Here is a 23,436-nt window from a genome sequence, read left to right as displayed (position 1 = left end):
AGTTAGCCCCGAGGCTCCACAGGGCTTCTGGCGGACTTTCTGCGGACTTCGTCCTGTCCATGCGCCATCGCGGTCGCTGTTTCCAATGTCGGCGGCTGCGGACATGATGGGAGCGTTGGCGGGTGTTCGCGTCGCTCGCCGGATGCGCCAGCCAGGCCCGTATTCTGGGCTGATGGTGCGACGAACTCAGCAGGCGAAGCAGGACGAGCGCCGAGTCGCACGTGACTCGGAGGAAGCGCGGAGATCCGGCGAAGTGCATGGCGCGTACGTTCCACCTTCGCGCTCAACCTGCACTGAGAAGGTGTTCTACCTTCCACTGGATGACGATGCAACGTTCCAGGTTGAGCAGAGGACGTGGACGGATGACAGGCTCGTAGACTTCCATTTGATTGCATCGGCAATGCGTCTCGCCAAGGGAGGATGGGACACACTCGACCTGGTCCGCGCAGACATCTGCCATGGGCATGCGCATGCTCACCTGCTGGTTGGTCCTAGTAAGGATTCAGATCCGTTCCACATCAGACGGATAGACACCGTGGATGATGTTCAACCCGCGTTCCGCACGGCGACCATCCAGATCATCAAACTTGCAACTAGAGTCGGAAACGAAAGGGGAAACGGCGATGACTGATGCAACCGAGCTCCAACTCACTGACCTCGACAAGTTTCGTATCGAACTGATGTTGAATCTGTCAACGAGTGACATCTCGCTCAATGTGGTTGGCGTCGATGGGCGTCGGCCAGTAATTGCCGCACTGGAGACTGAGCTCCTTGCAACTCTGATGCATCGCGTCCACGCAGTCGGGGGATACGCGAACATCTTCGTCAGCGGAAAGTCGAGGGTGCGCCAGGTCAGTGCGGTTCGTGGTGAGAGCGCATTGTTCTCCGACGTCGCCGAAGACATGATCTCTGAAGCGCCCTCGGGTGTCGTGCATGTTGGAACCTTCCTTGACTACGTGGCCACCCAGGAGCATGGCGTCATGGTCCCGGCGATCTTGCGGGACGACAGGCCATCCAAGCTGCAAGACGCGCGCGAGGTTACGTTCGCCTGATTGAACGCACTCGTGACCGACCGGGTGCCATCGGAACCGGCCACCCCCTCCGGGTACGCGAAAGGGGCGAGACCAATCGGTCTCGCCCCTTCCCTGCGTCTACTTACGCGCCGGTGCTCGAACACACGTCGCCCTCGCTGGGAGGGAAGGCCGTGTTCTGGGATGCTGTGGGAATGTCGTTGCTCAGCTGGCTCCGTGATCGCGGTTCTCCGCCGGATGGGCGGGAGCGTCAGTTTGAGCTGGTCTTGAGTGAGCTGGAACGGCATCTTGCGAGTCAGGACCGTCGAATAGCGAATGCGGAGTCGCGTTCGGGCGTTCTGATCGCGTCGTCAGCGATCTTCGCGGGGCTGCTCGTGGCGACGCCAATGTCGTACGAGGTGCTCGTGGCCCTGGTGGTGAACATCGCTGCTGCAGGATTCGGGATCGCGACGATCTTCCCGAAGTCGATTGAGGAGCTGAAGCCGGAGAAGATTCGCGCTGAGGTGCTCGCTCGGCGGGAGCCAAAGGAGGCAAGCCTGTACCTCGTGGACCAGTACTTGTCGTTGATCGAACGTCGAGAAGCGTGGATCTCGCTCCGGATGCGGATGGTTTCGGCGGGCCTCGGTCTGCTGGGCATCAGTCTGGTGCTCGCGGCGATCGCCATCTCGCACAACCTTGGAGGGGGGTGAACATGGCGAATAAGGACGAGGAGTGGCCGCCGCCGCCGCAGACGGACGAGGATGCGTTCCAGCGCGTGACGGAGGGTCAGCAGACGATCCTCGGCACGGGTGGTGAGCCGCCGCGTGAGAAGCCGATCCCTTCGGCGAGGCCGAAGGGCGAGTAGCATGACGGCGAAGCCCCGGTTCCTCGTGTGAGGGCCGGGGCTTCAAACGATTCAGGAGCTTCCTGAACGAGAGTTCGGCCGCACGCGGCTGACACGCACGCGCGCACGTGCGGATCGAACGTTCGATGACCGGTCAGATTCGGTTGCACGCAGCTCACCCGCGCACATTACGCGCGCGTACCGGTGACATCGACTGGTCGATATTGTGCAGTTGTGAGTCCTGGACAGGTTGATGATCGGGCAGGTGCACGCGCCCTCGTCGCAAAGCGGAAGCTTCGGAAGTTTCTCGCTCGAAGCGGAGACGGACTTGGGCAGCCGATCGTCGACCTGCGTGATCCGGAGAACGGGAACCTAGCGATCAAACTGATGTGGGAGATCGACCGGGAGTCGGGCACTTCTCGCCTCTCTAGTTTCGAGCCGCCTGATCTCGACAAAAGGACTCTCGATAGTGTGATCGTTGAGTGTCGCGTGTTCTTCCTGTCCGGGGAGGACTGTTTTCTCCCTGGCGTGGTGAGCGCGCTTAGATCTCTGCTCACGCGTGAACAGTCGGTTGCACGCAAGCCCCTGGTAGACCACGTCGCCCAGGTAGTGCGGTCATCGGGGCTGGTGATGCCCGAGGGTGGTGCTCCCATGTACAGCGGGCGCCTGGAAATGGACAACGGTCTAGGACCGGGCAAGTTGCTTGGCACGGATCAGATCGCCATGGATTACATCTACGGCGTGGCACTTCATGAAGATGACGCGCGGATCGCGCGTCTGGCGAACGTGCCGTCGGAGCGGAGCATCCGCACGGCGGTGGTCATGCAACTGGACGTCTTGCTCCGCATCATCGCGAACGTTCGTGCGCAGGTCGAACATGACCTCGCGTCAGGATACTTCTCCCTGGACGCGGAAGCCTGAGGGATGAGCCTCGCTAAGAGTGTCCCGGGTGGCCTGGGGAGTGTGCGGGCATCAGGCGGCCTTCAGGATGAGGCCGGCTTGCGCGTGTAGTCCTTCCCGGCCCAGAATCCGTGCTTGAGCCGTGCGGGCTTCGCGTACTGCCGGCAGAGGAGTGCGACGTCGCAGGCGGCACAGATGGGCTTGAGGACTTCGGTGTCTGCTCGGGTGAGGATGTCGGCCGTGAACAGGTCGATGTGGTTGCACTCGGGGTGCGCGGAGCTCGAGTGCATGTGACAGCCGCGTGTACGCGGACTCCGCTGCTCTAGATGTCAGGCTAACCCTAAGTCTCGACGGTGGCCCGGATCGTTCCCCGCGGGTTCGGCTTCGTCTCGCCCGTGACGCCGCGCGCGAGGGTCATTGCACCCGATCGGGTCAGCTTTCGAGGTGGAGCCTTTCGTTGAGCCACTCGTCGAGGTCGGCGGGGTAGTAGACGTTCAGGTGGCCCTGCTCGAAAGTGGTGGGGCCGGTGCACTCGCCTTTCATGACGCGGAGGGTCTGCGGTTTCAAGCCGACATACTCGGCGGCGTGTTTCGTGGTGAGGGCGGGGCCTCGGCGGGCTGGGGACTCAGAGGTGTTCGTCGGTTCCATGCGCTCATCATCGTCTAGAGCCGGGTTCGCACCTGGGGTCATGTCGGATGCTCGTGGGACGCTGGTGATGCGTTTCGAATCCTGGGGATGACTGCAGGGGTTATCGGTTCGAGTTGCGATGGGAGGTCAGCGATGACCAGCAAGGTAAAGATCAATGAGGCGGGGATGCGCCGGTTGGTCGAGGGCATCCAGCAGAAGATCAAGGATGCCGACGTTCGGTTCCGTGCGGAATTCGCGGGGAAGGATGTGGCGGAGATTGAGCCGCGCGTGGGGCGGTGGTTCGCCGACATCGGGGTGCAACTGCAGCCGGGGCAGATCGCGGACTACGCGAAGGCTGTTGCTGAAGAGCGGCACTTCGAGTGGGTGCTGATATGAGCGGCCTATTCTGCCCGAAGTGCGGCGAACACGCTGAGCGGGTGGAGAACCCTCCGAGGTACTCGCTCCCGAAGTACCGGGGCGTGTGCTCGTCGTGTGGCAACGAGTGGAGTTTGCCCGCGCAGCCTCCGCCGACAAATCGGTACGCGCGATAGCGGTTGCCTCACGCGCAAGAGAAGAGCGCTGTAAGTGGGTTCGAACCGTAGGGTGAAGCCCCGGTCCTCACGGGGCCGGGCTTCCATAGTCCCGTGGTTCAGCCGCCCAAGCTCGCCTGTCGCGGACGAAGGTTCGCTGCTTGACGGGCCGCACGCGCCAGCCGTCTAGTTCTGCGATAGTCACGTGAGCGTCCAACTTGATCGCGGCGGGGCGCGATGTGGTCACCGTGCAGCGCGCGCTCGAGCACGCTCAGCCTTCGATCACGCTCAACGTGTACAGCCACCTGTGGTCGTCCGCGGAGGGCAAGACCCGCGGTGCGACAGCGGGCTTCATGGCCGAAATCGCAGGTCTCGGTGAGGGCGGGGGAGTGGGCGCAATATGAGCCATTATGTCGGGAACCCCTTCTGGCATTAGGAGTCTGACCGGCCGATCACGACCGATCAGCAAGACTGGGCGGACGCCGTAGCTAACGGGTATGTGACCCCGGAGCACATCGCGGCCCGTGTGTAAGGCATGATCCAGCATGCTTACGGCGGGCACGATGGTGACGTCGTAGCGTTCGATGTCGATGGGGTCATGATTGCGCTAACGGCGGAGGGGTTGAACCTCGGCAATGGTGTAATGCTCGTGATCCACTCAGGTGACCATGATCCGCCGCATGCGCACGTCGAGATTCCAGGACTCACGATGAGCGATTGACCTTAGATCTGCGAACCATGGAGATCGAACAGGACTTACCGTCGGGGTAATCGAAGGAGGGCCGGAAGGTCGAGCGTGATGCGCGCAAGCGCATCGATACCGTGGTCTCGTGGTGGAACAAGAATCGCGGTCCGACAGCGTCCGCGCTTCCAATTGCGGACTCTGTGCGGACTGAAACAGGAAAACTCCAGGTCAGCGGGTAGCTCTACCGGTAGTTGATGAACTGCAGGTCGATGTCGAGGTCGCTGCCCTTCAGGAGCGCGATCACGGCCTGCAGGTCGTCGCGGCTCTTCGACTGCACGCGCAGCTCGTCGCCCTGGATCTGGGACTTCACGCCCTTCGGGCCCTCGTCGCGGATGATCTTGCCGATCTTCTTCGCGTTCTCGCTGGAGATGCCGTCCTTGAGGGTCGACGTCAGGCGGTACTCCTTGCCACTGGCGACGGGGTCGCCGGACTCCAGGCTCTTCAGCGAGATGCCGCGCTTGATGAGCTTCGTCTGGAACACGTCCAGCACCGCCTTCGCGCGCTCCTCGGAGTTCGCGACGATGACGATCTGCTCGCCGCTCCACGAGATGGAGGCGCCGGTGCCCTTGAAGTCGTAGCGCTGCTCGATCTCCTTGCGGGCCTGGTTGAGGGCGTTGTCCGCCTCCTGGTGATCCACCTTGGACACGATGTCGAATGAGCTGTCAGCCATGCCGGAAGTCTATCGAGGATGCCGCCTGACGACGGATCTGGAAGCGCTTTCAAATCCAGTGGTCACCCAGGGGTGGGATAACGGGTTGATATCAAGGATCTCCGCCATTGCATTCCCGCCTCTGCGCCAGGCATACTGTAAGCGCTTGCAGTTTCCTGCAGGTCCCGTATCAGAGAGGCACGCACCAATGAAGGTGACCAAGAGGAGCATCCTCGCTTTCGGCGCAATCGCCGCCACGTCCGCGCTGGCCCTGGCCGGCTGCTCATCGTCCAGCCCATCCGGTGACTCCGGTTCCGGCGACAAGGCCGGCCTGTCCGGGAAGATCACCGTCTGGGTGGACGCCGACCGCGCCGACGTCATGAAGGACGCGGCGAAGGAGTTCACCGCCGACACCGGCGTGAAGGTCACGCTCGTGCAGAAGGAATTCGGCGACATCCGCGACCAGTTCGTGCAGCAGGCACCGACGGGGAAGGGGCCCGACGTCGTCGTCGGCGCCCACGACTGGCTCGGCGTGCTCGTCTCCAACGGTGTCGTCGCCCCCGTCGAGCTCGGCGACCGCGCCAAGGAGTTCCAGAAGGTCGCCCTCGACGCCTTCAGCTACGACGGCCAGCTGTACGGCGTGCCGTACGCGATCGAGAACATCGGCCTGATGCGCAACACCGACCTCGTGGCTGAGGCTCCCACCGACTTCAACGACATGATCGCCAAGGGCAAGGCAGCAGGCACCCAGTACGCGTTCCTCGTGGGCCTCGACCCCGAGCAGGCCGACCCGTACCACCTGTACCCGTTCCAGACGTCCTTCGGCGCCCCGGTCTTCGGGACGAACTCCGACGGCGGATACGACGCCTCCGACCTGCAGATCGGCAACGACGGCGGTAAGAAGTTCGCCGCCTGGCTCGGAGAGCAGGGCAAGGCCGGCATCCTGAACACGAACATCACGGGCGATCTCGCCAAGGAGAACTTCCTTGCAGGCAAGTCGCCGTTCTTCCTCACCGGTCCGTGGAACGCTCCGGCCGCGACGGAGAAGGGGCTGAAGATCGCGATCGACCCGATCCCGTCCGCGGGCGGCCAGGAGGCTCAGCCGTTCGCCGGCGTGCAGGGATTCTTCCTCAGCGCGGAGAGCAAGAACAAGCTCGCCGCGAACGAGTTCCTGCTCAACTACGTCGGTTCCGAGAAGGTGCAGACCGCGCTGTACAAGGTCGGCGGGCGGGCGCCCGCGCTGACTGCCGCATACGACGCCGCCGTCAAGAGCGACCCGATCACCGCCGGCTTCGGCAAGGTCGGCGAGAAGGCCGTGCCGATGCCCAGCATCCCCGAGATGGGCGCAGTCTGGCAGTACTGGGGCGTCACCGAGACCGCGCTGATCAACAACAAGGGCGGCGACCCGGCCGCGCTGTGGGACAAGATGGCCGCCGACATCCAGGGCGCCATCAAGAAGTGAGCTGAGGCGGGTGGCGTCCGGAGAACCGGATGCCGCCCGCACTCCGCATGAGAACGACCGCACAGCGATCTCGACGAGGACCTCAATGACGATCACGCAGGATCCGGAGCACGGAACCACCGCACCGACGACGCCGCGTCACCGCCGCGCCGCACGCATGGCCGAGGCCGCCGGCGGCGGCTGGGTGCTGGTGCTCACGAAGATCGTCCTACTGGGGCTGATCCTCGCGCTCGCCGTGTACACCGCCCTCGTCCTCTCGCGCACCGACCAGTGGGTGGCCGCGGTCATCGTCGTGCTGGTCGCGCTGCTGGCTGTCTGGGTCTACATGGGGCGCGGGAGGCTTCCCGCGAAGTACCTGATGCCCGGCCTGATCTTCCTGTTCGTCTTCCAGGTGTTCGCCGCGCTGTACACCGGCTATGTCGCCTTCACCAACTACAGCACCGGTCACAACGCCAGCAAGGCGAGCGCCGTCAACGCGCTGATGCTCTCCGCACAGGAGCGTGTGCCGGACTCCCCGTCGTACAAGCTGACGATCGTCGATCAGCTCGGCGAGCTGTCGTTCCTGGTCACCGACCCGGACGGCGACGTGCAGATCGGCGGCGAGGAGCGCCCCCTCCAGGAGGTGTCGGATGCCGAGATGCAGGCCGGCAAGGCTGTGGGGCTGCCCGGGTACACCACGCTGAAGTTCGGCGACATCGTCGCGCAGCAGGAGAAGATCGCCGACATGTCGGTGCCGCTGAGCTCCGATCCGAACGATGGCGTGCTGCGCACGCCTGACGGCTCCACCGCATACGCGTACACGTCCAAGCTCGTGTACGACGATGCCGCCGGGACCATGACCGACACCCGCTCCGGCGTGGTCTACAAGGATGTGGGCACGGGAGCGTTCACCGCCGAAGACGGCACCCAGCTCAAGCCCGGGTGGCAGATCAACGTCGGCTTCGACAACTTCGCCAGGGCGTTCTCGGAGGAGTCGATCCGCGGACCGTTCCTGCAGGTGCTGGTGTGGACCTTCGTGTTCGCGATCCTGTCGGTGTTCACGTGCTTCGCGCTGGGACTGTTCCTCGCGATCGTGTTCAACGACCCGCGGATGAAGTCCAAGAAGTACTACCGGGTGCTGATGATCCTGCCGTACGCCTTCCCCGGGTTCCTCTCGGCACTGGTCTGGGCGGGCATGATGAACCAGGAGTTCGGCTTCCTCAATGTCGTGCTGTTCAACGGGGCCGACATCCCGTGGCTGACCAATGAGTGGCTCGCGAAGTTCAGCATCATCCTGGTCAACCTGTGGCTGGGCTTCCCCTACATGTTCCTGATCTGCACGGGGGCCCTGCAGTCCATTCCCGACGACGTGCAGGAGGCGGCGCGGGTCGACGGCGCCAGCGCCTGGCAGGTGTTCCGCTCGATCAAGCTGCCGCTGCTGCTGGTCGCGGTCGCGCCGCTGCTGATCTCGTCGTTCGCGTTCAACTTCAACAACTTCAGCCTGATCTACATGCTCACCGGCGGAGGTCCGCGCGACATCACGGCGGGCGTCAACGTCGGGGCGACCGACATCCTCATCACGATGGTCTACAAGGTGGCGTTCGTCGGGTCGACGTCCGACTACGGCCTCGCGAGCGCGTTCTCGATCATCATCTTCATCCTCGTCGCGACCATCTCGGTGATCGCGTTCCGACGGACCAAGGCCCTGGAGGATCTGAACTGACATGAGCACCACTCAGACCACGGCGCCCTCCACGAGCGCGATCGTCACCGGAGCAGGAACCGGCGCGGGCGTCCGCGGTGAGGGCAAGGAGCCCCGCCGGCCGTTCGGCAAGTACTTCCGCGAGACCGGCTGGCGCCACCTCGTCGGCGTCGTCGCGACCGTGTTCGCGCTCTTCCCGCTGCTGTACGTGATCAGTGCGTCGCTCAACCCCGGGGGCACCCTGCTGACGGCGAACTCGCTGTTCAGCAGCTTCGACTTCGGCAGCTATGTCGAACTGTTCCAGAATCCGTCTCAGCCCTACGGCGCCTGGTTCATGAACACCCTCGTGATCGGCCTGATCACCTCGGCGCTCACCGTGCTGCTGGGTGCCCTCGCGGCCTACAGCTTCTCGCGGATGCGCTTCAAGGGCCGTCGCTTCACGCTCACCGCGCTGCTGGTCGTGCAGATGTTCCCGCAGATGCTCGCGATGGTGGCGATCTTCCTGCTGATGGTCACCATCAGCGACATCTTCCCGGCGATCGGACTGAACACCCAGATCGGTCTGATCATGGTCTACCTCGGTGGCGCGCTGGGTGCGAACACCTACCTCATGTACGGGTTCTTCAACACGGTCCCCGCGTCCATCGACGAGGCCGCGAAGATCGACGGCGCCGGCCACGCGCGGATCTTCTTCACGATCATCCTGCGCCTGGTCGCCCCGATCCTCGCGGTGGTCGGTCTGCTGAGCTTCATCGGGACGTGCAGCGAGTTCGTCCTGGCATCCGTCATCCTCATCGATCCTGACAAGCAGACGCTCGCGGTCGGCCTGTACCGCTTCGTCTCCGACGAGTTCTCGAAGAACTGGAGCGTGTTCGCCGCCGGCGCCGTGCTCGCCGCGATCCTGCCGGTCGCGCTGTTCCTCGCGCTGCAGAAGTACATCGTCGGCGGTCTGACCGCCGGCAGCGTCAAGTAGCGGATCCCACGAGGCGGACCGCCTCGTGGGAGACTCTCTCCCGAACAACAATCCAAGGGCTCTGTCATGGCCGCCGGCTGTGCAACCACGTCGCTTCAGGCGGGTGCACCCGCCGTCACGAAAGGCCTGACATGAATCCGCTTCCCCACCACGACGGCTCACCGCTCCACGTCTCCGACGACGCGCCCGCTCTCGGCGACACGGTCACCGTGCGGCTGCGTGTGCCGTCCGGCTACGGGCCGCTGAAGGCGGTGCGCACGCGGTCGAACCCCGATCACGAGCCGGAGTGGACGGATGCCCTGCTCACGGGCTCCGTCGACGGCTGGGACTGGTGGGAGGCGCCGATCCACGTGCGCAACCGCCGGCACGGCTACCGCTTCGTGCTGCAGCACGAGAGCGGACGCGTCGAGTGGCTGAATCAGACCGGCATCCACACGCTCGAGACGCTGGACGCGGAGGACTTCGCGTTCGTCGCGCACCCGGCCCCACCCGCCTGGCTGCACGGCTCGGTCATGTACCAGGTGTTCCCCGACCGGTTCGCGCGTTCCGCCCAGGCGGATCAGCACCCCACCCCCGAGTGGGCGATCGCGGCATCCTGGGATGACCCGGTCGATGCCGTGATGCCCGGTCGCTCGCAGCAGTTCTATGGCGGCGACCTGCCAGGGATCATCGAGCACCTCGACCACCTCGTCTCGCTGGGGGTGGACCTGCTCTATCTGACGCCCGTCTTCCCGGCAGCCTCCAACCACCGCTACGACGCGGCGAGCTTCGACTCCATCGACCCGCTGCTGGGTGGTGACGAGGCGTACATCCGGCTGATCGAAGAGGCGCACGCCCGCGGCATCCGCGTGATCGGCGACCTGACAAGCAACCACTCCGGCGACCGGCACGAATGGTTCCAGAAGGCGCTCGGGCACCCGGGCGCCGAGACCGAGAGCTTCTACTACTTCACGGATGCCGGCAACACGACTTACGAGTCGTGGCTGGGGACGCCGACGCTGCCGAAGTTCAACTGGGCGAGCCAGGCGCTGCGTGAGCGGTTCATCACCGCCGAGGACGCGGTGGTGGCGAAGTGGCTGAAGCCGCCGTACTCCATCGACGGCTGGCGCATCGATGTGGCCAACATGACCGGCCGCCTGGGCGACATCGACCTGAATGCCGAGGTGCGGCAGCTGCTCCGCGAGACGATGCTCGCGATCAACCCTGACGCGATCCTGCTCGGCGAGTCGACCAATGACGCCGCCAGCGACCTGCAGGGCGATGGCTGGCATGGCGCGATGACCTATCCCTCGTTCACCCGCCCGCTGTGGGGGTGGCTCAGCGAGCCGACCGGTGCGCCCTACCTGAACGGCGAGGGGGAGGAGCTGACCGAGCCGTGGTTCTTCGGGCAGCCGATCGGCGGCATCCCCAAGTACACCGCTCGAGAGTTCGCGGATGCCGTGACCCGCTTCACGGCGGGCATCCCGTGGCGGGTGCGGCTGGGGAACATGCAGCCGCTCGACACGCACGACACGGCCCGCTTCGCGACCAACGCCGCGCCAGGCACGCTGCCGGTGGCGGTCGGGCTGTCGATGACCATGCCCGGGGTGCCGGTCGTGTTCGCCGGTGACGAGTTCGGGGTGACCGGCACCGACGGCGAGGCGAGCCGCACACCCATGCCGTGGTCGCGGCAGGACGAGCCCGAGCTCGCAGAGGTGTTCGAGACCTACCGCTCGCTGGTCGGGCTGCGCCGTGCGCACCCCGTGCTGGGGACGGGCGGGATGCGCTGGCTGCACGTCGACGACGAGACCGTCGTGTTCGTTCGTGAGAGCGCCGAGGAGAGCCTGCTCGTGCTCGCGACCCGCGGGGGAGCGGACGTCGAGCTCGCGCCCGGCGCGCTGGCCGGTGCAGCGGACGCCGCGGAGCTGTACGGCGACGCGACACTGGCCACGGCATCCGACGGCGCGGTCGCGCTCGCGGCCGAGGGCCCGGCGTTCGCCGCGTGGAGCCTGCCCGGCGTGCTCGTGCCGCGCGGCTGACCCCGCGCCGCGCGCACCGTGCCCACGCGCGGGACGGCCTCCCGTCTGCGCTGATGTCGTGCGCGCGTATCCGCTCCACTTCGTCGCATCCGCGCCATCGGTCGACCGAGCGGATGCGACGAATTGGCGCGCACGGGACCGGCACCGCATGTTGTGCTGTCTTGCGACGCATGCTAGCTTGTGACGCATGACAGCGGATGTGGGAGCGCAGATGCGCAAGGGCGTGGTCGAGTACTGCGTGCTCGGCCTGCTCGCCCGCGAGCCGATGTACGGCTGGCAGCTCGCCGACGCACTCACCGAGTCCGGGCTCATCGCCAGCATCGGCACCCTGTACCCGTTGCTCGGGCGGCTCCGCGACAACGGCTGGGTCACGACCTTCGACCAGCCGTCGGACTCCGGTCCGGTGCGCCGGTACTACCGGCTCACGGATGCCGGAGTCGCGCAGCTCGCGCTGTTCCGCACGCAGTGGCGGCCCTTCGCCCTGACCGTCTCACGCCTCGTGGGAGAGGAAGTACCATCATGACCGCCACCGCCGACTACCTCGCCCGACTCGAAGTCGCGCTGCGCGATGTGCCACACGGCATCGCCGCGGAGATCCGCGCCGGCATCACCGAGGAGCTGACGAGCCTGGAACCGGATGCCGCCGAGGCGCGCATTGCGCAACTGGGCGATCCGACCGTGATCGCCCGTGAGGCTCTCGATGCCGGCGGGTACGCGCCACCGGCTGCGCCGGCCGCCGCGCGTCCGGATACGGTCGCATCGCCGGGCTCCGTCCCGGTCTCCCGTAGCCGCGGGTTCGCCATAGCGGCGGCGCTCACGCTGAGCTTCGGCGGCTACCTCGTGCCCGTCGTGGGCTGGTTCGTGGGCGTGGCGCTCGTCCTCATGAGCTCGATGTGGCGGACCTGGGAGAAACTGGTCGCCATCCTCGTCCCCGTGGTGCTCTTCGGCGGACTGATGCTGTTCTCATTCGCCGCCTTCACGACGACGGGCGCCGTGGAGGTGCACGAGGCATCCGGAACGGGCACTCCGCCGGAAGTGGAGAACCCGCTCGTCCCCGACCTCCTCCTCGCAGGCCCGCACTTCCTCATCATCATCGCCGTCGCTGTGGTGATCCCGCTGTCCGGACTCTGGTTGCTCTGGCGCATGCGCGGCCGCACACCTCAGGAGCCCTTCCCCCGAACCGTCTCTCGCCCCTTGGGAGAGGAAGCATCATGATGACCACGACCTCCGACTACCTCGCACGACTGGAAGTCGCTCTGCGAGACGTGCCGCATGGCATCGCCGCCGAGATCCGTGCGGGCATCGCCGAGGAGCTCTCGGCTCTGGATCCAGATGCCGCTGAAGCGCGCATCGCACAGTTGGGCGATCCCGCCAGGATCGCTCGCGAGGCTCTGGACGCCGGCGGCTTCGTACCTCCGGTACCTGGAGTCGCCGGGGGCACTGCGCCTGCGGTGAACCCGGCGCCCGTCCCCGCGACCCGCACGCGCGGCTTCGCGATCGCAGCGGCACTCACGCTGAGTTTCGGCGGCTTCGTCCTCCCCTTCATCGGGTGGATCGTCGGGGCGGTCCTCGTCGCCATGAGCTCCATGTGGCGCACGTGGGAGAAGGCGGTGGCGATCCTCGTCCCCTTGGTGCTGGGGGGCTTCTCGGTGCTGTCGAGCTTGACGATGTGGACCACGACCGGTGAGGCATCGGGCGGGAGTATGAGCGGTGACGGTGTCCCTCCTGAGGTCTCCAGCCCGCTGCTGCCTACGTGGTACGACGTGATCTGGTCCGGCTTCTGGGTGCTCGGACTGCTGGTGATCCCGCTTTCCGGACTCTGGCTGCTCTGGCGCATGCGCGGCCGATCGGCAGCCTGACCACGACTCCGAGACTGACGCCCGGCGGATTCCCCGCCGGGCGTCAGCGCGTCAGTCGGAGGCGCCGGGCGTGTCCGGGGTGCTGCCTGCGGGGGTCGCGGTTGCCGCGGGGGTCCGCTGCCCGCCGGTGATGGTTCGCAGCAGGTCGTCCTGCACGGCGGTGAGGGCCATGTGCGCGGCGCCGGCGAGCACCGGCTCGTCGACGAGCTCGGAGAGGAGCACGGGCGGCCGGGCGACGACCGTCGAGTGCAGGTGCCGCTCGACCAGGCTGCGGAGCCGCTCGCCGCCTGCGACGGAGATGTCGCCCGCCAGCACGAACGCGTCCGGGTCGACGATGGCGACCACGGCCGACAGGCCGAGCGCGAGACGGCGTGCGACCTCGTCGAGCGCGGCCTCGGCGTCGGGGGCATCCGAGGACGCCGCGCTGCGCATGGCATCCGCGGGTGCTGCAGCCCCGAACCCGCGCTCCGCGAGCACCCGTCCCAGTGACGGGGCGCCGGCGAGGGCCTGCATGCCGCTGGCGCCGTGCTCGTTCTCGTCGGGTGGCACAGGAGCGCCGGGAAGGGGCAGGTCGGAGATCTCTCCTGCGCCGCCGGTGCGTCCGCGGAGCATCCTGCCGCCGAACATCAATCCCAGGCCGATGCCATCCGAGACCCACAGCTCGGCGAAGCTGTCGTGGTCCATCGCCGCACCGCGGGCGTGCTCGGCGATGGTCACGAGATTGACGTCGTTCTCGATGTCGACCGTCGTGCCGATGGCGTCCTGCAGCGTGGAGGTGAGTGCGGCATCCTGCCAGCCGGGCAGATGGGCGGCGAACCGCAACCGGTCGCAGGTGGGATCGATCGCCCCCTGGATCCCGACGACGACGCGCTGCAGCCCGGCCGGCTCCACGTCCGTGCCGTCGCATGCGCACTGCAGCACGGCGAGCACCTGGGCGCCCGGATCGGGCGCCGCCTGATCGGACGTCGGGAGCACGTACTCGCCGACCCTCGCGCCCGTGAGATCCACGACGACGGCCGCGATGCGCTCCGGCGTCACGTCCACGGCCGCCGCGTGGGCCACCCCGCCGTCGACGCTGAACAGCTCCGCGGCCCGGCCGATGCCGCCGTCGCGGTTCCCGATGCTCCTGATGAGGCCGCTCTCGCGCAGCTGCGCGAGGAGGTGGGATGCGGTGGGCTTCGACACGGCCAATGCTGAGGCGATCTCCGGCCTGCTCAGCGGGCCCTGGTCCAGCAGGAGCCGGAATGCCGCACGAGCGTTGATCGCGCGGACGACGCTGGTTCCGATCGGTCGAGTGGCCACGGTGTCCTTCTGAGGATGAGATCGATTGCACCCGGAGTCGTGGGAGCGGTTACACGGATGCTATCCGTCGGCGGACGGAACCCCGGGTCTGGAAAACGGTTGCCATCGGGATCCGTGTCGGGTATAACTCATCGTAAAGGTGTTTTCCAAACTATGAGCGATACCGGAGGAATCATGCGTCAACGGAGACCACTGATCGCGCTGCTTGCGGCCGCGGTCATCATCCCCCTCAGCGGACTGGCGGTGGGCGCCGCTCAGGCGGATGACCTGAGCACGCTGCGCGATCCCGTGAAGAGGGAGATCGCGCAGGAGATCATCACGTCGGCGGAGAACTCGGTGCTGGATTGGTACAACCGGTACGGGTACATCGAGGACATCAAGGATGGCCGAGGGTACACCGGGGGGATCATCGGGTTCACGTCGGGCACGAGCGACATGCTCGAACTGGTCGAACGATACACCGCCAAGTATCCGAGCAATCCCCTCGCCAAGTACCTGCCGGCGCTCCGTTCCGTGGACGGCAGTGACTCGCATGCCGGTCTGGGCAGCGCATTCGTGGCCGCGTGGGAGGCGGAGGGTGATGTTCCCGCGTTCCAGCGGGCGCAGCGGGATCTGACGCGGGAGTGGTACTTCGAGCCTTCCGTCGACCTGGCGCTGGAGGATCACCTCAACGCGCTGGGCCAGTTCGCGTACTACGACGCGGCCGTGGTCCACGGCTTCGACGGCATGGAGGACATCCGTGCCGCGGCCAAGGCGAGGACATCGACCCCTGCGAATGGCGGCAACGAGACCACCTACCTCAACGCCTTCCTGGACGAGCGCGTCAAGGAGATGAAGAAGGAGGAGGCGCATGAGGACGTCTCCCGGATCGAGAACGCGCAGCGGGTGTGGCTCAAGGCGGGGAACCTGGACCTGGAGACCCCGTTGACGTGGTCGGTATACGGTGACCCGTTCTCGATCGCCACGGATCCGACGCCACGCTGGCCGCTCAACGAGATCGGCGACGGCACCGGGACGACGCCCACGCCGACCCCGACTCCGACGTCCGGAGTGCCGGGGACGGTGACGCTGATCTCGAAGAACCGGCCGACCGCGACGTCGTCGACGGAGGGCGCCGGCTTCGAGGGCGCGAAGGCCGTCGACGCGGACGCGACATCCCGATGGGCGAGCGAGGAGGGCGTGGACCCGCAGTGGATCCGCGTCGATCTGGGAACGGGCGCGACGGTGTCGAAGGTGGTCCTGAAGTGGGAGGCCGCCTACGCGACCAAGTACCGCGTGGAGATCTCCCCTGACGGGACGACGTGGTCGACGCTGGCCACTGAATCCGCGGGAAACGGAGGCACCGACGAGTTCACGAACCTGACCGGCACCGGCCGTTACCTGCGCATCTACGGCACCGCCCGCGGCACAAGCTACGGGTACTCGCTGTACGACCTCTCCGTGTTCGGCACCGCGGGGACCGACGGCGGCGACCCGGGCGGCAACCCCGGCTCCGGCGCGTTCACGGTCGCGGCCGCCGGCGACATAGCCGGCCAGTGCTCCGCGCCCGATGAGGACACGTGCGCGCACTTCCTCACCGCCGACCTGGCGCAGTCCATGGAGCCCGAGTTCTACATCACGCTCGGCGACAACCAGTACGACGACGGTCACCTGTCCGACTTCCAGAACTACTACTCCAAGTCCTGGGGCGTCTTCAAGGACAAGACCCACCCGGTTCCGGGGAACCACGAGAAGTACGACAACGACTACGACGAGGACACCGACCGCGGAGACGAGCAGGCCTATCGACAGTACTTCGGCGCCCAGGCCACGCCCCAGGGCAAGAGCTGGTACAGCTACGACCAGGGCAACTGGCACTTCATCGCGCTGAACTCGAACCTCTTCTACGACCGCGAGCAGATGGACTGGCTCGACGCCGATCTCGCCGCCAACACCAAACCGTGCACGGTGGCCTACTTCCACGACCCGCTGTTCACATCAGGGGAGCACGGCAACCAGCTGAGCAGCAAGCCGGTGTGGACCAAGCTCGAGGCGGCGGGCACCGAGCTCGTGCTGAACGGGCACGACCACCACTACGAGCGCTTCGCACCGCAGACGTCGGCGGGTGCCACGTCCGCCACGGGCATCGTCGAGATCATCGCGGGCCTCGGTGGCGTGAACCTCCGCGACATCGAGGACACGCCCCAGAAGAACAGCCTCTTCCGGTACAACTCCGACTACGGCGTTCTGAAGCTGAACCTGACGGACGACTCGTTCACGACCCAGTTCGTCACGATCGACGGCCAGGTGCAGGACACCAGCCCGACGTACAGCTGCCACTGACGACATGTATCTCGCCGGCAGCAAAGCGCGGCAGGACGAAGGAGACTCGGCGGTCCACCCCACGGTGGGCCGCCGAGCCGCCGGAGTCGGAAGCACCGCGGTCGCCCTCGGAACGGTGAGCCTGCTCACCGATCTCTCCTCCGAGATGGTGACGGCGGTCCTGCCGCTGTACCTCGTCGTCGGACTGGGCATGAGCCCACTCCAGTTCGGCTTCCTCGACGGCCTCTACAACGGGGTCACCGCGTTCGTGCGGCTCCTGGGCGGGCACGTCGCCGACAGATGGTCGCGACACAAGCTCGTCGCGGGCATCGGCTACGGCCTGTCCGCCGTGTGCAAGCCCTTCCTGCTCCTGGCGGGCGCCAACACGACCGCGCTGTCCGCCACGCTCGCCGTGGACCGGATAGGCAAGGGCATCCGCACCGCCCCGCGTGACGCGCTGATCTCGCTGTCGGTCGACGACGCCCACCAGGGCCGTGCATTCGGCGTGCACCGGGCCATGGACACCGCCGGCGCGCTGGCAGGTCCCCTCGCGGCCTTCCTGCTGCTCTGGCTGGTCGCCGACGCGTTCGACGCGGTGTTCATGGTGAGCTTCTGCGTCGCGACGCTGGGCGTGCTGGTGCTCATCGCGTTCGTCCCCGGCCGCTCCTCGATGCCGATCGGCAGTGTGCGACCCACACTGCGGCAGACGGTCGGCATCCTCGCCGAACCGCGCTATCGTCGCCTGCTGATCGCGGCCACCCTGCTCGGCATGGTCACGATAGGCGACGGGTTCCTGTATCTCGGTCTGCAGGACCGCATGCAGCTGGACACGGTGTTCTTCCCGCTGCTTCCGCTCGGCAGCGCCGCCGTCTACCTGGTGCTCGCAGTGCCGTTCGGCCGGCTGGCCGACCGGATCGGCCGGCGTCTGCCGTTCCTGCTCGGGAACCTGGCGCTGCTGGGCGCCTACTCGACCATGCTGCTGCCGATCGACGGTCCCCTGCTTCTGGTGCTGACACTCGGGATGCTCGGGCTGTTCTACGCCGCGACCGACGGAGTGCTGATGGCGCTGGCGGGGCCGGGCATCCCGCGGGACCGCAGGGCCGGGGGTCTCGCCCTGCTGCAGACCGGGCAGGCCGTCGGGCGCCTGCTCGCGGCCGTGCTCTTCGGTGCGGCGTGGACGCTGTGGGGCCTCGGCGCGGCGTTCACGGCGGCATCCGTCGCCCTGCTGGCCGTCGTCATCGTCGCGGCCGTGCTCATCCGTCCCGACCACCGTGCGGACGAGGGCGTCGTTCCGTCATCGGATGCCGGGAGCAGGGCGTGATGGCCGCGGGACGTTCCGCAGTGCGGAGCAGGATGCTGATGGTGGCGGGGGCCGCACTCGTGCTCGCCGCCATCGGCGTCGGCTACACCGCCTATGCCATGAACAGGCCGTCCGCAGGCGGCGCGCCTGTCGCCGGAGAAGCGACGCCCGCGGAGCATCCGGGTCTCTACGTGCGGGATGCCGGGGGGTCGATCGTGGTGCAGTCACCCGATGCGAAGGCCGGGAAGGGGGGTGCGGCGCCGGACCGCACCGGTACCGGGCTGAACTGCGCCCGCTTCTACGCGGAGGGCGGCACCGCGGTGTGCCTGACCACGCGTCTGGGCGTCAAGCCCATGACCAGCGCGATCATCCTGGACGACCACCTCGAGCAGCAGCAGCGCTTCGAGTTCGGCGGCGTGCCCAGCAGGGCGCGCGTGTCGGGGGAGGGGCGCTTCGTATCGTGGACGGTGTTCGTGACCGGGGACGAGTACGCCACGACCGACTTCTCGACCAGGACCGGCTTCTACGACCTCGAGCAGGACTTCCTGGTGAAGTCGGTGGAGGACCTCGGCCTCTCCATCGACGGCCGGCTCCGGTCGCCGGAGGACGTCAACTACTGGGGCCTCACCTTCGCCGACGACCAGAACACCTTCTACGTGACGGTGTCGACCGGCGGGGAGACCTACCTCGCCCAGGGCGACCTGGCGTCGTGGACCGCGCACACGCTGCGGAAGAACGTCGAGTGCCCGTCGCTCTCGCCCGACGGCACCCGGATCGCCTTCAAGAAGCGGGTCGACCCCGGCGTCGAGTCGCCCTGGCGGCTGTACGTCCTGGATCTGGCGACCATGAAGGAGACGGCCGTGGCCGAGGACCGCAGCGTCGACGATCAGGCTGCCTGGCTCGATGACGACACGCTCGCGTACGCCGTCGACGACGGGGTCTGGGCCGTGCCCTCCGACGGTACGGGCGCGCCGAGACTTCTCGCCCCGGGAGCGTCGTCGCCGGCGATGGTGCGACCCTGATCGGCGTTGCGCGCGCCCGCCGACCGTCGCCGGGCGTACCGTGACGCCATGACCGCACGCGTGGGGGGAAGGAGCCTGGCGATCAGCTGGATCGTCGGGCTCCTCTGCGCGGCGACGGTGGCGGGCCTGCTGTGGCTCGCCCTGGGAGCGGGACCGGGGCTGCTGTTCATCCTCGAGCAGATGGTCGGCGGCGGCTGACGTCTCGCCGGACGGCGAAGCACCGACACGTCGGCACGCCTCCGAGGCGCGCGTTTGCGCGCGCGTTACCCTCGCTGTGCACCTTATCCAGGAGAGGCGAGGCCATGAGCGACCCCGAGGTTCCCCAGAACGACAAGCCGAACGACATCGACGACGTCGTCGGAAGCGCCAACGAGGGTCTCGACGCTGCCGCCGCGGCCCGCGCCGAAACCCCCGCGGACTCCGCCGAGCCGCACTCCGACGCCGACATGGAGGCGTTCGCCGCCGCCGAGCGCGACTACCCCGGCACGTTCGGGGCAGCCGACTCCGCCGAGTCCCGGCCCGCCGCGGAGCAGACCGCGGATGCCGATGAGGCAGCCGCGGCAGAGGCGGCGCCCGCCGAGGAGGACGTGAAGCCCGCCGTCGGACGGGACTACTCGTACTCCTCCGGTTCGGACACCGGTGAGGTCGCCACCTCGCACGTGAGCGACACCCCGACCGTCGCGGACACCGCCTACGGCGCCGGGGCTGCAGCCGCGGCATCCGCAGCCGAGACCCAGGTCATGCCCGCCGAGCCGGTCGCCCCGCCCGCCGCCCCGCAGCCGATCTTCGTCCAGGCTCCCGAGCCGCCTCGGGAGCTGGGCAACCGCGGTGCCGCAGGCGGTATCGGCCTGATCGCGGCCGTGGTCTTCGCCATCCTCTACCTCGGCGCGATCCTGGGCCTCGGCGCCCTCGCGGGCGACGTCACGGGCGAGAACATCGGCACGGCGGCTCTCAAGCCGCTGACCACGTGGGCCTTCTGGGTTCCGGTGGTCGTCTTCTGGCTGGCGTTCTGGCTGCTCGGCGCCTTCGTCAACCGCGCCCGCTGGGGCAAGTGGGTCATCCTGGGCCTGCTCGTCGCCGCAGCCACCTACGGCGGCCACATCCTCGGCCAGCTGTTCCAGGCGCCGTTCTGGAGCATCGCGCCCAGCAAGTCGGCAGAGCTGGTCAACGAGCAGCTGCTCGCACCGCTCGCGATCGCCGCCTTCCTGTTCGCCCGGGAGCTCACCATCTGGTTCGGCGCATGGGTCGCCCGCAGCGGCGCCAAGAAGAAAGCGCTGAACGCGGAGGCTCAGGCCGAGTACGAGCGCACCCTCGAGGCGGGCCCCAGCGCTCTGCGCTGAACCGCCCTCCACCGTCGCGCACGCGCGTAAGGTGGCGCCATGACCACCACCGGAGACCCCCACGGCACGCCGCCGCAGGGGGTCTCCGCGTCTCTGTCGCTGGTGATCGGCTTCGTCTCGTTCGCTGCGCTGTGCATCCTGGGCCTGGGGATGCTGAGCTACTTCGCAGACATCGACATCCTCGCGGTGCCGGGGCTGGACTGGTGGCCCGGCATCGTCGGCATGCTCGGTGCGATCGGCGCCTTCTCGTGGATGCTGTGGCCGACGCTGTCCCGCGGGCGGGCGTCGTTCCTCGCGGTGCCTTCCGTGGTGCTGGTCACCGCGGTCGCGCATCTCGTGCTCGTGTGGCTCAGCGCGCTGCTGAGCGGGGCGGGCACGGACTCCGCACTCGAGGCCGTCGTGCAGCTGATCTCGCGCGGCTCGAGCGCCGTGCTGCTGGGAGCGGCCCTCATCGCGGCCTGGATCGCGATCGCCCTGCGCCGCACGAAGGCGGCCGCTCCGCACTGGCCGTGGGAGCGCACCGACGAGGAATGAGGCGTGACGGAGGCCTCACCGCGCGAGGCGCCGGACGTGGGGTTCCGGATCCGCCGCCGGACGGCGACGGATGACACGCCCGGATGCCGCGCCCCGAAGCCCTCCGGGCCGTACCCTGTAACCGTGGAGCGGTCACTGGAAACCCAGGTGGGCCAGGCAGTCGACGCCTGGCTGCGCTGGGTGCCGCGCTGGGAGCCCGCCACGCATCGCGGCCGGGTCGCTCCGTGCCGCCGCTGCCTGGGGTCGCCGATCCTCTCCGCCGCCGGGATCGGCGGGAACGTCCCGCACGGGGTGCAGCACGGTCTGTCCACCCGCATCAAGGCGATCGTCGATCACGCCGTCGCGGAGTACACGGCACGCAACCTGCCGATGCTGCAGGCCGAGCTCGATCATCAGGCCGACCGCAACCGCTCGCGCACGTACCGTCCCGCCGAGGGCCTGGATCCCGAGTACGAGGGGATGCCGCTGGACCCCGACCCGGTGCCGGGGGCGCCGTTCCTGTTCACCGTGGCCGGTCTTGCCGACGAGGCATCCGCGGAACTGCCGCCGCTGCCTCCGCTCAGCGATGAGGCGAAGGCCGCTCTGCGCCAGGAGGTCGCGCTCGCCGACGAGTACGCGAACATGATCGGCCGGGAGATCTGCGGCATCCTGCTGCGGCACCGGCTGAGCGTGCAGGCGGCGATCTCGCAGTACGTCGAGCCGCAGATCGAGGCGATGCTGGCCGAGCTCAGCGAGGCATTGGACTCGCCCTTCGATCCCGACACCCCGTAACGTCGCGCGTCGACCCGCCCAACGACGTGCGGCCGCACGGATGCTGGGAATCACCCGCACCCGCTTGAGTTCCTATGCATCCGCTGGCTATCGTTTTTCGATAGATAGTTACTGTCTTTCGATAGGAGCGCCATGCAGCCCGTCGCCACACTCCTGCTCAGGGCGATGATCGCCGTGCTGATCGCGCTGCTGGTCTTCGTGCAGGTGGTCATGATCCCCGGCGTCGCCGACGAGACCGCGCGCCGCAACCCCGGCCTCGCATATCTCGAGGTCCCCGGGATCATCGGAGCGGTGCTGTTCCTCGCCCTGGTCCAGATCGTCCTGGTCTGCGTGTTCGCCCTGCTGTCGCTGGTGCGCGCCGACCGCATCTTCAGCCCGCACTCCTTCCGCTGGGTCGACATCATCATCGGCACGATGCTGGCGGCCGCCGCCCTGCTCGTCGCCTCGTTCATCGTGCTGGCGAAGGACGGCGCGGTGAACCCCAGCATCCTGGTGCTCGCGGTGTTCGGCGTGGTGGTCAGCCTGTCGCTGGCGTTGCTGGTCGGCGTGATGCGGGGCCTGCTGCGCAAGGCGCTGCAGCTCGAGCAGGATCTGTCCGAGGTGGTCTGATGCCCATCGTGATCGACATCGACGTGATGCTCGCCCGTCGAAAGATGAGCGTGCAGGAGTTCGCCGATGCCATCGGCATCACCCCGGCGAACGTGGCGGTGCTGAAGAACGGGCGGGCCAAGGCCGTGCGCTTCACCACACTGGACGCGATCTGCCGGGTGCTGGAGTGCCAGCCCGGCGACATTCTGAGATACGAGCCGAGGGGGCGCTCATGAAGTGGTCGGATGCCGCGATAGAGCGGTTGAACGATGCGCGGCTCTGCCCGCTGTGCGAGATGTCGCATCTCGTGCAGGGACGCTGCGCGTACTGCGGGGCCGATCTGAGCGGGCCGCAGGGCGTCGTGCTCTGGAACGCGTCGACGACGGCGGCGGAATCGCTGCGTGCTCGGGAGGCGCTGCTCGCGACCGTCCCGAGGCTGGTGCCGGTGCCGACCGCGGTCGGCGTCGTCGCACCCCCGGTGGGCCAGGCCGGGCCTTCCCCGGTGGTGCAGGCCGGGCCGCCGGCTGCCGCGCAGGCCGGACCCGTCCCGGGCGCCGTCGGTGTGCAGCCCCTGCGTCCGTCGCCGCCCGCGACCGACGGTGCGAGCCTGCAGTCGGTGCTCGCCACCGCCGGGGCGGGACTGTTCGCGGTCGCCGCGATCGTGTTCACCTTCTTCAACCCCGAGCTGGCCGACCGCGCGGTGCGCAGCTGGATCATCGCGGGTGTGACGCTGGCGTTCCTGGGCGGCGCGTGGCTGCTGGCACGGCGTCGACTCCAGTCCTCTGCGGAGGCGGTCGGGGGGCTCGGCCTGGTGTTCGTCGGCCTCGACGTGCAGGCGGTCGCCGGCTCGTTCCCGGGTGCCGGTTCGGCATGGACCTCCGCCGCGATCGCGACGGCGGCGGCGGGCCTCCTGATGCTCGCCGCTGCGCTGCGCGCCCGCATCCGCATCTGGCTGTGGACCTCGCTGCTCGGGCTCGCCG

27 protein-coding genes and 1 pseudogene are annotated in these 23,436 nt (G+C 67.6%); 24 read left to right on the top strand and 4 right to left on the bottom strand.

All coding sequences use genetic code 11. The annotated features are described in order from the left end of the window. Window positions 1-172: 172 nt before the first annotated feature. From MIAR_RS14025 to MIAR_RS14005, 5 genes are all read left to right on the top strand, one after another. Complete coding sequence (locus MIAR_RS14025; RefSeq protein ID WP_285637193.1) at window positions 173-631, top strand: hypothetical protein; 459 nt, start codon at window positions 173-175, stop codon at window positions 629-631. Beyond that, on the top strand, window positions 624-1,052 hold the full coding sequence (locus MIAR_RS14020) for a hypothetical protein (protein WP_285637191.1): 429 nt from the start codon (window positions 624-626) through the stop codon (window positions 1,050-1,052). Before MIAR_RS14025 ends, MIAR_RS14020 begins: the two co-directional genes overlap by 8 nt. Before the next feature lie 173 nt (window positions 1,053-1,225). After that, window positions 1,226-1,720: a hypothetical protein gene (locus MIAR_RS14015; protein WP_285637188.1), complete on the top strand. Its 495-nt coding sequence runs from the start codon at window positions 1,226-1,228 to the stop codon at window positions 1,718-1,720. A gap of 2 nt (window positions 1,721-1,722) precedes the next feature. Then, a complete protein-coding gene (locus MIAR_RS14010; RefSeq protein ID WP_285637186.1) occupies window positions 1,723-1,875 on the top strand; it encodes a hypothetical protein in 153 nt (50 codons plus the stop codon). A gap of 213 nt (window positions 1,876-2,088) precedes the next feature. Further along, window positions 2,089-2,775: a hypothetical protein gene (locus MIAR_RS14005; protein ID WP_285637183.1), complete on the top strand. Its 687-nt coding sequence runs from the start codon at window positions 2,089-2,091 to the stop codon at window positions 2,773-2,775. A 62-nt stretch (window positions 2,776-2,837) separates the two neighbouring features. Here the strand turns inward: MIAR_RS14005 and MIAR_RS14000 are convergent, their stop codons facing one another. Continuing rightward, a complete protein-coding gene (locus MIAR_RS14000; RefSeq protein WP_285637180.1) occupies window positions 2,838-3,044 on the bottom strand; it encodes a WhiB family transcriptional regulator in 207 nt (68 codons plus the stop codon). A gap of 142 nt (window positions 3,045-3,186) precedes the next feature. After that, complete coding sequence (locus MIAR_RS13995) at window positions 3,187-3,402, bottom strand: MerR family transcriptional regulator (protein WP_285637177.1); 216 nt, start codon at window positions 3,400-3,402, stop codon at window positions 3,187-3,189. Window positions 3,403-3,534: 132 nt separating this feature from the next. Between MIAR_RS13995 and MIAR_RS13990 the strand changes: the two genes are divergently transcribed. Beyond that, window positions 3,535-3,777 (top strand): hypothetical protein, encoded by a 243-nt coding sequence (locus MIAR_RS13990; RefSeq protein WP_285637174.1) that lies wholly within the window; start codon window positions 3,535-3,537, stop codon window positions 3,775-3,777. 352 nt (window positions 3,778-4,129) lie between these two features. Next, window positions 4,130-4,315 carry a hypothetical protein gene (locus MIAR_RS13985; protein WP_285637171.1) on the top strand — a complete coding sequence of 62 codons (186 nt, stop codon included), beginning with the start codon at window positions 4,130-4,132 and terminating at the stop codon, window positions 4,313-4,315. A 522-nt stretch (window positions 4,316-4,837) separates the two neighbouring features. On the opposite strand, the gene MIAR_RS13980 is transcribed toward MIAR_RS13985, so the two are convergent. Further along, window positions 4,838-5,326, bottom strand: coding sequence for a YajQ family cyclic di-GMP-binding protein (locus MIAR_RS13980; protein WP_285637169.1), 489 nt, complete (start codon window positions 5,324-5,326; stop codon window positions 4,838-4,840). 187 nt (window positions 5,327-5,513) lie between these two features. Between MIAR_RS13980 and MIAR_RS13975 the strand changes: the two genes are divergently transcribed. The 7 genes from MIAR_RS13975 to MIAR_RS13945 all read left to right on the top strand — a co-directional run bounded on the left by MIAR_RS13975 (window position 5,514) and on the right by MIAR_RS13945 (window position 13,298). After that, the gene (locus MIAR_RS13975) at window positions 5,514-6,767 is read left to right on the top strand and encodes a sugar ABC transporter substrate-binding protein (RefSeq protein WP_285637166.1); all 1,254 of its coding nucleotides are present in this window, start codon (window positions 5,514-5,516) and stop codon (window positions 6,765-6,767) included. 85 nt (window positions 6,768-6,852) lie between these two features. Continuing rightward, on the top strand, window positions 6,853-8,469 hold the full coding sequence (locus MIAR_RS13970; RefSeq protein WP_285637163.1) for an ABC transporter permease subunit: 1,617 nt from the start codon (window positions 6,853-6,855) through the stop codon (window positions 8,467-8,469). 1 nt (window position 8,470) lies between these two features. Continuing rightward, a complete protein-coding gene (locus MIAR_RS13965) occupies window positions 8,471-9,421 on the top strand; it encodes a sugar ABC transporter permease (protein WP_285637160.1) in 951 nt (316 codons plus the stop codon). Between the two features lie 131 nt (window positions 9,422-9,552). Continuing rightward, window positions 9,553-11,439 (top strand): glycoside hydrolase family 13 protein, encoded by a 1,887-nt coding sequence (locus MIAR_RS13960; RefSeq protein ID WP_285637157.1) that lies wholly within the window; start codon window positions 9,553-9,555, stop codon window positions 11,437-11,439. Window positions 11,440-11,626: 187 nt separating this feature from the next. Next, entirely contained in the window at window positions 11,627-11,962 is a 336-nt protein-coding gene (locus MIAR_RS13955) for a PadR family transcriptional regulator (RefSeq protein ID WP_285637155.1), read from the top strand. Then, complete coding sequence (locus tag MIAR_RS13950; RefSeq protein WP_285637153.1) at window positions 11,959-12,654, top strand: HAAS signaling domain-containing protein; 696 nt, start codon at window positions 11,959-11,961, stop codon at window positions 12,652-12,654. The genes MIAR_RS13955 and MIAR_RS13950 overlap by 4 nt, the downstream gene beginning before the upstream one ends. Further along, window positions 12,651-13,298: an HAAS signaling domain-containing protein gene (locus MIAR_RS13945; RefSeq protein ID WP_285637150.1), complete on the top strand. Its 648-nt coding sequence runs from the start codon at window positions 12,651-12,653 to the stop codon at window positions 13,296-13,298. Before MIAR_RS13950 ends, MIAR_RS13945 begins: the two co-directional genes overlap by 4 nt. Window positions 13,299-13,349: 51 nt before the next feature. Here the strand turns inward: MIAR_RS13945 and MIAR_RS13940 are convergent, their stop codons facing one another. After that, the gene (locus MIAR_RS13940; protein WP_285637147.1) at window positions 13,350-14,600 is read right to left on the bottom strand and encodes an ROK family transcriptional regulator; all 1,251 of its coding nucleotides are present in this window, start codon (window positions 14,598-14,600) and stop codon (window positions 13,350-13,352) included. Window positions 14,601-14,774: 174 nt separating this feature from the next. Here MIAR_RS13940 and MIAR_RS13935 point away from each other — a divergent pair, with 174 nt between their 5' ends. From MIAR_RS13935 to MIAR_RS13890, 10 genes and pseudogenes are all read left to right on the top strand, one after another. Further along, window positions 14,775-16,922, top strand: coding sequence for a chitosanase (locus MIAR_RS13935; RefSeq protein WP_285637145.1), 2,148 nt, complete (start codon window positions 14,775-14,777; stop codon window positions 16,920-16,922). A 4-nt stretch (window positions 16,923-16,926) separates the two neighbouring features. Further along, a complete protein-coding gene (locus tag MIAR_RS13930) occupies window positions 16,927-18,222 on the top strand; it encodes an MFS transporter (protein WP_285637144.1) in 1,296 nt (431 codons plus the stop codon). Beyond that, window positions 18,222-19,223 (top strand): TolB family protein, encoded by a 1,002-nt coding sequence (locus tag MIAR_RS13925; protein WP_285637142.1) that lies wholly within the window; start codon window positions 18,222-18,224, stop codon window positions 19,221-19,223. The genes MIAR_RS13930 and MIAR_RS13925 overlap by 1 nt, the downstream gene beginning before the upstream one ends. A 48-nt stretch (window positions 19,224-19,271) precedes the next feature. After that, window positions 19,272-19,421: a hypothetical protein gene (locus tag MIAR_RS13920; protein WP_285637140.1), complete on the top strand. Its 150-nt coding sequence runs from the start codon at window positions 19,272-19,274 to the stop codon at window positions 19,419-19,421. A 104-nt stretch (window positions 19,422-19,525) separates the two neighbouring features. Beyond that, window positions 19,526-20,563, top strand: coding sequence for an ABC transporter (locus MIAR_RS13915; RefSeq protein ID WP_285637137.1), 1,038 nt, complete (start codon window positions 19,526-19,528; stop codon window positions 20,561-20,563). Between the two features lie 39 nt (window positions 20,564-20,602). Further along, the gene (locus MIAR_RS13910; protein ID WP_285637134.1) at window positions 20,603-21,097 is read left to right on the top strand and encodes a DUF6121 family protein; all 495 of its coding nucleotides are present in this window, start codon (window positions 20,603-20,605) and stop codon (window positions 21,095-21,097) included. 123 nt (window positions 21,098-21,220) lie between these two features. Next, window positions 21,221-21,868: a spermidine/putrescine ABC transporter substrate-binding protein gene (locus MIAR_RS13905; protein ID WP_285637131.1), complete on the top strand. Its 648-nt coding sequence runs from the start codon at window positions 21,221-21,223 to the stop codon at window positions 21,866-21,868. A 132-nt stretch (window positions 21,869-22,000) separates the two neighbouring features. Next, the gene (locus MIAR_RS13900; RefSeq protein ID WP_285637128.1) at window positions 22,001-22,477 is read left to right on the top strand and encodes a DUF2975 domain-containing protein; all 477 of its coding nucleotides are present in this window, start codon (window positions 22,001-22,003) and stop codon (window positions 22,475-22,477) included. Beyond that, entirely contained in the window at window positions 22,477-22,692 is a 216-nt protein-coding gene (locus MIAR_RS13895) for a helix-turn-helix domain-containing protein (protein ID WP_285637125.1), read from the top strand. The genes MIAR_RS13900 and MIAR_RS13895 overlap by 1 nt, the downstream gene beginning before the upstream one ends. Next, window positions 22,689-23,436, top strand: a pseudogene (locus MIAR_RS13890) (hypothetical protein); the annotation flags it as partial. The gene MIAR_RS13895 and the pseudogene MIAR_RS13890, both read left to right, overlap by 4 nt.

It is taken from the genome of Microbacterium arabinogalactanolyticum, from assembly GCF_030268005.1.
Taxonomy (GTDB): domain Bacteria; phylum Actinomycetota; class Actinomycetes; order Actinomycetales; family Microbacteriaceae; genus Microbacterium; species Microbacterium arabinogalactanolyticum.
This window is presented reverse-complemented; position numbering and strand designations above follow the sequence as displayed.

Coding starts and splice junctions, on each gene's coding strand:
- MIAR_RS14025 (WP_285637193.1), top strand. CDS start 173: ATGGTGCGACGAACTCAGCAGGCGAAGCAGGACGAGCGCCGAGTCGCA.
- MIAR_RS14020 (WP_285637191.1), top strand. CDS start 624: ATGACTGATGCAACCGAGCTCCAACTCACTGACCTCGACAAGTTTCGT.
- MIAR_RS14015 (WP_285637188.1), top strand. CDS start 1,226: ATGTCGTTGCTCAGCTGGCTCCGTGATCGCGGTTCTCCGCCGGATGGG.
- MIAR_RS14010 (WP_285637186.1), top strand. CDS start 1,723: ATGGCGAATAAGGACGAGGAGTGGCCGCCGCCGCCGCAGACGGACGAG.
- MIAR_RS14000 (WP_285637180.1), bottom strand. CDS start 3,044: ATGCACTCGAGCTCCGCGCACCCCGAGTGCAACCACATCGACCTGTTC.
- MIAR_RS13995 (WP_285637177.1), bottom strand. CDS start 3,402: ATGGAACCGACGAACACCTCTGAGTCCCCAGCCCGCCGAGGCCCCGCC.
- MIAR_RS13990 (WP_285637174.1), top strand. CDS start 3,535: ATGACCAGCAAGGTAAAGATCAATGAGGCGGGGATGCGCCGGTTGGTC.
- MIAR_RS13980 (WP_285637169.1), bottom strand. CDS start 5,326: ATGGCTGACAGCTCATTCGACATCGTGTCCAAGGTGGATCACCAGGAG.
- MIAR_RS13975 (WP_285637166.1), top strand. CDS start 5,514: ATGAAGGTGACCAAGAGGAGCATCCTCGCTTTCGGCGCAATCGCCGCC.
- MIAR_RS13970 (WP_285637163.1), top strand. CDS start 6,853: ATGACGATCACGCAGGATCCGGAGCACGGAACCACCGCACCGACGACG.
- MIAR_RS13965 (WP_285637160.1), top strand. CDS start 8,471: ATGAGCACCACTCAGACCACGGCGCCCTCCACGAGCGCGATCGTCACC.
- MIAR_RS13960 (WP_285637157.1), top strand. CDS start 9,553: ATGAATCCGCTTCCCCACCACGACGGCTCACCGCTCCACGTCTCCGAC.
- MIAR_RS13955 (WP_285637155.1), top strand. CDS start 11,627: ATGACAGCGGATGTGGGAGCGCAGATGCGCAAGGGCGTGGTCGAGTAC.
- MIAR_RS13950 (WP_285637153.1), top strand. CDS start 11,959: ATGACCGCCACCGCCGACTACCTCGCCCGACTCGAAGTCGCGCTGCGC.
- MIAR_RS13945 (WP_285637150.1), top strand. CDS start 12,651: ATGATGACCACGACCTCCGACTACCTCGCACGACTGGAAGTCGCTCTG.
- MIAR_RS13935 (WP_285637145.1), top strand. CDS start 14,775: ATGCGTCAACGGAGACCACTGATCGCGCTGCTTGCGGCCGCGGTCATC.
- MIAR_RS13930 (WP_285637144.1), top strand. CDS start 16,927: ATGTATCTCGCCGGCAGCAAAGCGCGGCAGGACGAAGGAGACTCGGCG.
- MIAR_RS13925 (WP_285637142.1), top strand. CDS start 18,222: ATGGCCGCGGGACGTTCCGCAGTGCGGAGCAGGATGCTGATGGTGGCG.
- MIAR_RS13920 (WP_285637140.1), top strand. CDS start 19,272: ATGACCGCACGCGTGGGGGGAAGGAGCCTGGCGATCAGCTGGATCGTC.
- MIAR_RS13915 (WP_285637137.1), top strand. CDS start 19,526: ATGAGCGACCCCGAGGTTCCCCAGAACGACAAGCCGAACGACATCGAC.
- MIAR_RS13910 (WP_285637134.1), top strand. CDS start 20,603: ATGACCACCACCGGAGACCCCCACGGCACGCCGCCGCAGGGGGTCTCC.
- MIAR_RS13900 (WP_285637128.1), top strand. CDS start 22,001: ATGCAGCCCGTCGCCACACTCCTGCTCAGGGCGATGATCGCCGTGCTG.
- MIAR_RS13895 (WP_285637125.1), top strand. CDS start 22,477: ATGCCCATCGTGATCGACATCGACGTGATGCTCGCCCGTCGAAAGATG.